The organism is Streptomyces sp. NPDC054840 (assembly GCF_053611065.1).
The window spans coordinates 1-7271 of the sequence record NZ_JBSGZP010000375.1 but is presented as its reverse complement, the minus strand read 5'-3'; the positions used below and the strand labels follow the sequence as shown (position 1 = coordinate 7271).

4 protein-coding genes are annotated in these 7271 nt (G+C 72.8%); 1 reads left to right on the top strand and 3 read right to left on the bottom strand.

The window, feature by feature from the left end; all coding sequences use genetic code 11:
* Nucleotides 1-15: 15 nt before the first annotated feature.
* Complete coding sequence (gene ftsY / locus ACWGIU_RS24130; protein WP_453708981.1) at nucleotides 16-1230, bottom strand: signal recognition particle-docking protein FtsY; 1215 nt, start codon at nucleotides 1228-1230, stop codon at nucleotides 16-18.
* 280 nt (nucleotides 1231-1510) lie between these two features.
* On the opposite strand from ftsY, the gene ACWGIU_RS24125 reads away from it, so the two are divergent.
* Nucleotides 1511-2497 (top strand): LLM class flavin-dependent oxidoreductase, encoded by a 987-nt coding sequence (locus ACWGIU_RS24125; RefSeq protein ID WP_453708979.1) that lies wholly within the window; start codon nucleotides 1511-1513, stop codon nucleotides 2495-2497.
* A 41-nt stretch (nucleotides 2498-2538) separates the two neighbouring features.
* Here ACWGIU_RS24125 and ACWGIU_RS24120 read toward each other — a convergent pair whose 3' ends face one another.
* The gene (locus tag ACWGIU_RS24120; protein WP_453708978.1) at nucleotides 2539-3969 is read right to left on the bottom strand and encodes a sugar porter family MFS transporter; all 1431 of its coding nucleotides are present in this window, start codon (nucleotides 3967-3969) and stop codon (nucleotides 2539-2541) included.
* A gap of 215 nt (nucleotides 3970-4184) precedes the next feature.
* The coding region (locus ACWGIU_RS24115; RefSeq protein ID WP_453708976.1) for a chromosome segregation protein SMC at nucleotides 4185-7271 on the bottom strand (3087 nt) is incomplete at its 5' end.

Here is a 7271-nt window from a genome sequence, read left to right as displayed (position 1 = left end):
CTTCGAGGGAAGCGCTCAGTCGCCGATCAGGGCGTCCACGAACGCCTCCGGCACGAAGGGCGCCAGGTCGTCCGGACCCTCACCGAGGCCGATGAGTTTGACCGGGACGCCCAATTCGCGCTGGACGGCGACGACGATGCCACCCTTGGCGGTGCCGTCCAGTTTGGTCAGCACGATGCCGGTGATGTCCACGACCTCGGCGAAGACACGGGCCTGGGCCAGGCCGTTCTGTCCGGTGGTGGCGTCCAGGACCAGCAGGATCTCGTCCAGCGGACCGTGCTTCTCCACCACCCGCTTGACCTTGCCGAGCTCGTCCATCAGGCCGGTCTTGGTGTGCAGGCGGCCGGCGGTGTCGATGAGCACCACGTCGGCGCCCTCGGCGATGCCCTCCTTGACCGCGTCGTAGGCGATCGAGGCCGGGTCGCCGCCCTCGGGACCCCGTACGGTACGGGCGCCGACGCGCTCGCCCCAGGTCTGGAGCTGGTCGGCGGCGGCGGCACGGAAGGTGTCGGCCGCGCCGAGCACGACGCTGCGGCCGTCGGCGACGAGCACCCGAGCCAGCTTGCCGGTGGTGGTGGTCTTACCGGTGCCGTTGACTCCGACGACCATGATCACGCCGGGGGTGTCCTCGCCGCTCTCCGTCTTCACGACGCGGTCGAAGTCGGTGCCGACCAGGGTCAGCAGCTCCTCCTTGAGCAGGGCGCGCAGGTCCGCCGGGGTCCGGGTGCCGAGCACCTTGACCCGCTCGCGGAGCCGGTCGACAAGCTCCTGGGTCGGCACGACACCGACGTCGGCGACGAGGAGGGTCTCCTCGATCTCCTCCCAGGTGTCCTCGTCGAGGTGCTCCCGGGAGAGCAGCGTGAGCAGCCCCTTGCCGAGGGAGTTCTGCGACCGGGCGAGGCGGGCACGCAGCCGGATCAGGCGACCGGCGGTGGGCTCGGGCACCTCGATCTCGGGGGCGGCCGGGACCGGCACGGGTTCGGCTACCGGCGCCTCGACGGGAGCCGCGGTCTCCGGGAGCCCGACCTCCTCGATCGTGCGGCGCGGCTCTTCCGCCGTCTCTACGGCGTCCTCCCCCACCTGCGGCTCGGCAGGCGGGGCAGTGATGGTCGGCGTGCTCGGCGGTGCCGGCGGCGGCAGCTGCTTCTTCTTGCGGCTGCTGACCACGAGCCCGCTGATCACACCGACCGCGACCAGGGCGATGACTACAGCAAGAATGAGGATGTCCATAACCCCCCCAGTATCGGCCACGGCCACCCCGGAGCCGGGAACCCGGGCGCTTGGACCAGGACGTCAGCGTCCGTCTGTGGTTTCGGCGGCACATCCACGATGATCGAACGACTTGCCGCCGGGTACCGCCCGGCCGCCCCCGGACCGGGCGCGGGAGCCCGGGACCGGGCACGCGCCCGAGGACGAGTCCGCGCCCGCCGGATCCCTGTCCAACTGACGCCACGTCAGCTAACGTCCCCCTTCGCCCGCCCACCCACATCCGGCGAAGGGGGACTTCTCCATGCCCATCACCGTGGCCCGGTTCAATCTCGTCGACCCCAACGGCACCCCCGAGTCCCTCTCCGCCCGTTACAAGGCCGCGCTGGAGATGGCCCGGTACGCGGACGACCGCGGGATCGACACCGTCCAGACCGAGGAACACCACGGCACCGACAACAACTGGCTGCCCTCCCCCTTCGCCTTCGCGGGCGCGGTCTTCGGTGCGACCCGCCGGATCGCCGTCACCGTCTCGGCGATCATCGGCCCGCTGTACGACCCGCTGAAGGTCGCCGAGGACATCGCCGTCCTCGACCTGCTGAGCGGTGGCCGCCTGGTGACGGTCGCGGGCATCGGCTACCGGCCCGAGGAGTACGAGCAGCACGGTGTGGAGTGGGGCCGGCGTGGCCGGCTCCAGGACGAGTTGCTGGAGACCCTGCTGAAGGCGTGGACCGGCGAGCCCTTCGAGTTCCGCGGCCGCACGGTACGGGTCACCCCGACGCCGTTCACCCGGCCGCACCCGCTGCTGCTGGTCGGGGGCAGCTCCCAGGCCGCGGCCCGCCGCGCCGCCCGGCTGGGGCTCCCCTTCTTCCCGAGCGCGCACCTGCCGGAGCTGGCGGCGTACTACACCGCGCGGCTGGCCGAGTACGGCACGGAGGGCTTCTGCATGATGCCGGCGGCCGAGACCCCGCTGCTGCACATCGCGGAGGACCCGGACCGGGTCTGGGCCGAGCACGGCGAGCGCTTCCTGCACGAGGCGGGCATGTACGCGTCCTGGCAGTCCAAGGACATCCGCAGCGCCGTACGGTCGGCCGCGCGCTCGGTGGCGGAGCTGCGCGCGGAGGGCGTGTACCGGATCCTCACCCCGGACGAGGCGGTCGCGTACGGACGGGCCGCGGGCGAGGCGGGGAACCTGGTCCTGCACCCGCTGTGCGGCGGGATGCCGCTGGACGAGGGCTGGCGCAGCCTGCACCTGCTCTGCGAACAGGTACTGCCCCGGCTCAAGGGCTGAGCCGGGGCAGTATCGAGGAGAAGGGGTGTTGGCGGGGGTGGTTACCCCATCTCCTCCAGCGCCTTGCCCTTGGTCTCCGGCACCCACTTGAGGATGAAGGGGATCGAGAGCAGGGCGAAGAACGTGTAGATCATGTAGGCACCCGAGAGGTTCCAGTCGGAGAGCGACGGGAACGTGACGGTGATGACCCAGTTGGCGATCCACTGCGCCGCGGCGGCCACACCCAGGGCGGCGGCGCGGATGCGGCCGGGGAACATCTCACCCAGCAGCACCCAGACCACCACGCCCCAGGAGAGGGCGAAGAAGAGGACGAAGAGGTTGGCCGCGACCAGGGCGGTGATGCCCTGCGCGTGCGGCAGGGAGATGTCGTCGCCGGTTCCGGTCTTGAACGAGAAGGCCCACGCCGCCGTACCGAGCGACAGCGCCATGCCCACGGAGCCGATGAGGGCGAGCGGCTTGCGGCCGAGCCGGTCCACGAAGATCATCGCGATCACCGTGCCGATGATGTTCACGACCGAGGTCTCGAAGGAGTACAGGAACGACGAGCTCGCGTCGATGCCGACCGACTGCCACAGCGAGGAGCTGTAGTAGAAGATCACGTTGATGCCGACCAACTGCTGGAAGACGGAGAGGCCGATGCCGATCCAGACGATGGGCAGGAAGCCGAAGCGGCCGCCGAGCAGGTCCTTGAAGGTGGACTTCACCTCGGAGCGCATGGAGTGGTCGATCTCGCGGATGCGGGCGTCGGCGTCGATGCCCGAGCCCTCGACCTCGCGCAGGACCTGCTTGGCCTTGTCCGTGCGCCCCACCGAGACGAGGAAGCGCGGGGATTCCGGGATGGCGAAGGACAGCAGACCGTAGAGCACGGCCGGGACGACCATCACGCCGAGCATCCACTGCCAGGCTTCGAGCCCGCCGATCTCACCGCGCTGGTCGCCGTCGGCGAGGTTGAGGATGCCCCAGTTGACCAACTGCGAGACGGCGATGCCGATGACGATGGCCGCCTGCTGGAAGGAGGCGAGCCGGCCGCGGTAGGCGGCCGGGGAGACCTCGGCGATGTAGGCGGGGCCGATGACGGAGGCCATGCCGATGCCGAAGCCGCCGATCACACGCCACATGGCGAGGTCCCAGAGGGCGAACGGGAGGGCCGAACCGATGGCGCTCGCGGTGAACAGGAGGGCGGCGATCTGCATGCAGCGGATGCGGCCGATCCGGTCGGCGAGACGGCCCGCGGTGGCGGCGCCGATGGCGCAGCCGATCAGCGCCGCGGCGATCACCTGGGCGAGCACTGCCGAGCCGACGTCGAAGCGGTCGCGGATGGCCTCCACCGCGCCGTTGATGACGGAGCTGTCGTAGCCGAAGAGGAAACCGCCCATGGCAGCGGCCGCGGTGATGAAGATGACGTGGCCGAGGTGGTCGGGCTGCGCCGGGTTTCCACCGCCCGACGCGGGTGCGTTCGCTGTGCTGGTCAAGGTGCGCTCCTGGGCCCGGCGGCGACGGCGGGCTGTGTGGGGGATTCGTCGTTGCGCGTGTGCCTCTAGTGGCGCACAGCAAACTGCGCACCACCACCTGAACGTCAACACGCCAGAGCAGAGCCTATGGCTTCACTTTCTGAAGTCAAGGGCCGGAGCGGTCGCATTTGCCCCACAGGCTGTCAGTTTTTGCCTTCACTATCTGAATGATCGACCTAACGGAGACGCTGGCTGATCACCTTGGAGACGCCGTCGCCCTGCATCGAGACGCCGTAGAGCGCGTCCGCGACCTCCATCGTCCGCTTCTGGTGCGTGATGACGATCAGCTGGGAGCTCTCCTGGAGCTCCTCCATGATCCGGATCAGCCGCTGCAGATTGGTGTCGTCGAGGGCGGCCTCGACCTCGTCCATCACGTAGAACGGGCTGGGGCGTGCCTTGAAGATGGACACCAGCATCGCCACGGCGGTCAGCGAGCGCTCGCCGCCGGAGAGCAGCGACAGCCGCTTGACCTTCTTGCCCGGCGGGCGGGCCTCCACGTCGATGCCGGTCGTCAGCATGTTGTCGGGCTCGGTGAGGATCAGCCGGCCTTCGCCGCCGGGGAACAGACGCGAGAACACGCCCTCGAACTCCCGGGCCGTATCCCGGTAGGCCTCGGTGAAGACCTGCTCGACGCGCTGGTCGACCTCCTTCACGACTTGAAGGAGATCGGCCCTGGTCTTACGGAGGTCCTCCAGCTGCTCGCTGAGGAACTGGTGGCGCTCCTCCAGCGCGGCGAACTCCTCCAAGGCGAGCGGGTTGACCTTTCCGAGCTGCTGGTACGCGCGCTCGGCGACCTTGAGCCGCTTCTCCTGCTGGGCCCGGACGAAGGGACCGGGCCGGTTGCGCGGGTCCTGCGGGTCCTCCGGCAGCACCTCGCCCTCGGCGGGCGGGGACGGGGGCACCGGCTGGTCGGGGCCGTACTCGGCGACCAGCCCGGCGGCCTCCATGCCGAACTCCTCCAGCGACCTGGCCTCCAGCGCCTCGATACGCAGCCGCTGCTCGGCGCCGAGCACCTCGCCGCGGTGGACGGAGTCGGTGAGCTTGTCCAGCTGCCCCTTCAGTTCCCGGCCGCGGTTTCGCGCCTCACCGAGCTCCCGCTCGCGCAGGCCCTTCGCCTGTTCGGCCACCACCCGCTCCTCGTCGGCCCTGCCGAGCGACACCTCCACGTGCGCGAGGAGCTGCCGGGACCCGTCGGCCACCGCCCGGGCCACCTCCGCCTCATGGCGCAGCCGCGCCCGACGCCGCTCGGCGCGGGCCCGAGCCTCGCGTTCCGCACGGGCCGCGCGGTCCAGCGAGTCCGCGCGTCCGGCCAGCCCCTTGACCCGCTCCTCCAGGGTCCGCAGCTGCAGCCGGGCCTCCATCTCGGTCTGCCGGGCGTTGGCGCCGTCGGCCGCGAGCCGGTCCCGCCGGGAGCCGTCCGGCTCCTCGTCCACCGGCATCTCCTCGGCGGTCGCGAGCCGCTCCGCGCACTCCTCCACCTCGGCCAGCGCCTGCTCCAGGGCGTCCTGGGCCCTGGCCGCGGCGGCGGCGCTGCGTTCGGCCTCGCCCGCAGCGCCCTTCGCCTGCCCGGCGAGCCGCCCGAGCTGCTGGGCGACCCCGGCCCGGGCCTGTTCCGCGGCGCGCCGCCGCTCGGCGAGCTCCTCGACCAGGGTGGCCGCGTCCTGACGGTGGTTCTGGGCGGCCGTCCGGGCCTCGGTGAGTTCCGCGCACCGCACCCCCAGCCGGGCCAGCTCGCCCGCGGCCTCGTCGACGGCCGCCTGCACCTCGATCAGGCTGGGCGCCCCGGCGGAGCCACCGTGCGCGAGGTGGGCCCCGAGCACGTCGCCGTCGAGGGTCACGGCCACCGCGTCGGGCCGGTCCGAGACCAGCGCCTCGGCCGCGTCCAGGGTCGCGACCACGACGTGGTCGCGCAGCACCCATTCCACGGCCCGCCGTACCTCCGCGTCCCCGCCGACCAGCCCGGCGGCCGGTACGGGCGCGCCCGTGGGTCCGCCGGCCGCGACCGGTTCGGGAGCCGGGGCTTGGACCGGGGCGGACGTACCCACGCTCGCCGCCGGCCGCGGGGCGGGCGCGGGGAGATCTCCGTCCCGGGAGGGGGCCGGGTGGGGGAACGCTCCCCCGGAGCCCGCTCCTCCGGCAACCGATCCCCCGGCAACCACCTCCTGTGCCCCCACCGCCGGTCCGGCCGAGGCCTGGCCCGGCAGGAAGGGTCCCGCCGGTGCGATCAGCAGGGTGGCACGGCCCGCGTCCGCCTCACGGAGGTGGCGGATCGCGTCGGCCGCCGCCCCCGGGGAGGCCACCGCCAGCGCGTCCGCCGCCGAGCCCAGTGCGGCGGCCACGGCGACCTCGTACCCGGGGGTCACCGACAGCCGCTGCGCCGCCGGTCCCAGCAGCCCGGCCAGCCGCTCCCGCGCCGCGAGCAGTGCGCCCGTACCGTCCTTGCGCCGCAGCCCCAGCGCCAGCGCGTCCCGCCGCGCCGAGACGGCCGCCCGTGAGCGTTCCGCCCCGGACAGCTCCTCCCGGGCGGCGGACAGTTCCGCCTCCGCCCACGCCAGCCGGTCCCGCGCGCTCTCGTGGTCCGCGTCGGCCGACGGGTCGTCGAAGCCGCCGACCTCCTCCGCCAGAGCCTCGTACTCCTCCTGCGCGGCGGCGGCCCGGGACTGTGCCGCGTCCCGCGCCGCGACGAGCCGGTCGATCTCGGCCTGCGCCGCCCCCGCTCGGGAGCGGGCCGCTCCGAGCCGCCCGGTCAGCCGGGCCAGTCCCTCGCGCCGGTCGGCGATGGCCCGCGCGGCGTCCCGCAGCCGGCGTTCTTCCTCGGCCAGCTCCTGCTCCAGCTCCGCCCGGTGTTCGGCGGTGTCCTCCAGCGCCCGCGCGGCCGCCTCGAGAGCCGCCGTCAGTTCCGCCTCCTGCTCACGGATCCGCGCGGCCTCCCGTTCCGTCTCCTCTGGATCGCGGCCTCGCCGCTCCTCCTCTGCCGGAGCCGAGGCACTCTTGACCCGCGCGTCCGCCAAGGAGGCGGTCCCCCGGACGCGTTCGGCGAGCTGCGACAGCTCGTACCAGGTCTGCTGCGCCCGCTGCAGCCGCGGCGCGAGCTCCCGTACCGCCTCCTCCAGCTCCGCCTCGCGCCGTACGGCGCCCGCGAGCTGGGCCTCGGCGGCCTCCTTGCGCTCCTTGAGCGCCGCCTCGTCCGCGACCTCCGCGTCGAGGGCGCGCCGCAGCACGACCAGGTCGTCGGCGAGCAGCCGCAGCCGGGCGTCCCGCAG

Excerpts from the sequence above, each read along its gene's own strand:
- ACWGIU_RS24125 (WP_453708979.1), top strand. The coding sequence starts at position 1,511 with ATGCCCATCACCGTGGCCCGGTTCAATCTCGTCGACCCCAACGGCACC.
- ftsY (WP_453708981.1), bottom strand. The coding sequence starts at position 1,230 with ATGGACATCCTCATTCTTGCTGTAGTCATCGCCCTGGTCGCGGTCGGT.